This window comes from Clostridium tarantellae (assembly GCF_009295725.1).
Taxonomy (GTDB): domain Bacteria; phylum Bacillota; class Clostridia; order Clostridiales; family Clostridiaceae; genus Sarcina; species Sarcina tarantellae.
On the sequence record NZ_WHJC01000427.1, the window covers coordinates 1 to 2,122 of the forward strand.

General features: G+C 28.7%; 2 protein-coding genes. Both read left to right on the forward strand.

The window, feature by feature from the left end:
* Positions 1-1,384 (forward strand): phage tail protein (locus tag GBZ86_RS17435; protein WP_422678936.1); only part of this gene is annotated, 1,384 nt, incomplete at its 5' end.
* 2 nt (positions 1,385-1,386) lie between these two features.
* A complete protein-coding gene (locus tag GBZ86_RS15255) occupies positions 1,387-2,085 on the forward strand; it encodes a phage distal tail protein (RefSeq protein WP_152892075.1) in 699 nt (232 codons plus the stop codon).
* Positions 2,086-2,122 lie beyond the last annotated feature (37 nt).

Consider the following 2,122-nt stretch of genomic DNA (forward strand, 5'->3'; position numbering starts at 1 on the left):
CCAATTAAAGATAGCATTAAATGATGGTAAAAATGCCTTAATAGGTTTTGGTGATGTGATAGCCCCCTTTATATCAGTGGCTTCAAAAGGAATTTCAACAGTAACAAAAGGCTTTGAAGGATTATCTCAAAATCAAAAGAAATTTGTGGTGGGAGTAGGTTCTTTATTTGTAGCCACTAATTTAGCTTTAAGTGGATTTGGTAAATTTACTAAGGGAGTTAAAGGAAGTATAAAAGTATTAAAAGATCTTCCCACTAATACTAGAAAATCCATTAAATCCATAAAAGACTTTAGTAAAAGTATAGGTAATGGATTTAAAAATGTAGGTAAATTTTCTAAGTCAGTTGGTAAGATAGGATGGCAAGGTATTAGTAAAGGGGCATCCTTAGCAAGTAAAGGAATTAAAGGACTTGGTAGAGGACTATTAACAGGAGCTAAAGCAGTGGGAAGATTTACTTTAAGTCTTGCAAAAATGATAGTTCAATTAACTATTGCAGGAGCAAAAATTGCTTTTAACACTGCTAAGTTAATAGCTCAAAAAATAGCCTTAATTGCCACCACTGTAGCTACTAAAGCTATGGAACTTGCACAAGCAGCTCTGAATTTAGTTATGAGTTTAAACCCTATTACCATAATTATAGGTTTATTAGTTGCTTTAGGTGCTACCTTTGTAATTCTTTATAATAAATGTGAATGGTTTAGAAATGGAGTTAATGCAGTTTGGAATGGAATAAAAACAGTGTTTTCATCCTTTGCATCTTTCTTAAAGGGAGCCTTTACAAGGGATTGGACACAAAGTCTTGGACTTTTAGGAGTACCACTAAATCAATTATTTTCAGTAATTGGAGCAGTATGGAATGGAGTTAAGGGAGTTTTCAATGGAGTGCTTCAATTTCTACAAGGGGTATTCACTGGAAACTGGCATATGATATTTAGTGGTCTTGGTAATATAGTTAAATCTATCTTTGGAGCATTAGGTGGAGTAATAAAAGCTCCAATAAATGCAGCTATAAGTGGTATCAATTGGGTTGTATCTAAAGTTAATGGATTAAGCTTTGATGTACCTTCTTGGGTGCCTGGTATTGGTGGTAAGCATTTTGGAATTAACTTACCTTCTATTCCAGCTCTAGCTGAAGGTGGTATAGTAACTAAATCAACCCTTGCATTAGTGGGTGAAGGTAAGGAGCATGAAGCAGTTATTCCTCTATCAAAGTTAGATAAATTAGTAACTAATAGCTTAAAAAAGGTATTAAAAAATAAAGAAACCTCCACTAATAAACAGGAAGTTTACATAATAAAAAATTATTTAGATGGAGAAGAAATTAGTAATTATACCTATAGAAAAGTTAATAATAAATTAGCCATAGCCTGTAGAAGGAGATAAAAATGTTAATTAATAATATAGATATTTCTAACTTTAATGCAAAACAATTAATAGTGGATATTCAACCAAGTAATATTATTTTAGAAAAGGAATGGGTAAAAAAATCCTTAAAACCAATTTTTATAGATTCTAATATAACATTTAAAAGCTTAAAGATAACCTTATATTTCCATGGAAATGATAGACAAGACATTTTGACTAATATAAGTAACCTAATAAGTTTATTAAAAGAAGAAAGTGTATTAACCTTAGATGGATATAAAAATAAATTTATTTCATTTTTAATAAATAGTAATATTGAAAAAACCATAAGAAAAGATAGATATAAATTAAATTTAGAATTTGATAGTTATGAGGTTTCAGATTTCATAGAAGAAACTTTAAATAGAACCACTATGAAAACTATAAATATAAAAGGAAATTTAGAAACACCATGTATAGTAGAAATTACTCCAATAGTAGATATTATAGATATAAAAATTGAAGGTTTATCAGAGGATCCTATTATAATTAAGAACTTAGAAAAAAATAAAACCTTAATCTTACATGGAATAGATGGAACTATAACAGTAGATGGAAATAATAAATTTTCTGATGCAGATCTTTGGGAGTTTCCAAGATTAAAGCCAGGAAGTAATAATATAAAAATTTCAAGAAATGATTGTAATATAAAAATAAAATATAAAGATGAATGGATTTAGTTAAGCTAGAACATATAATATTTATATTATTTTAATT

Bases quoted from the DNA above. Each gene is read 5' to 3' on its own strand.
- GBZ86_RS15255 (WP_152892075.1), top strand. From the start codon at position 1,387: ATGTTAATTAATAATATAGATATTTCTAACTTTAATGCAAAACAATTA.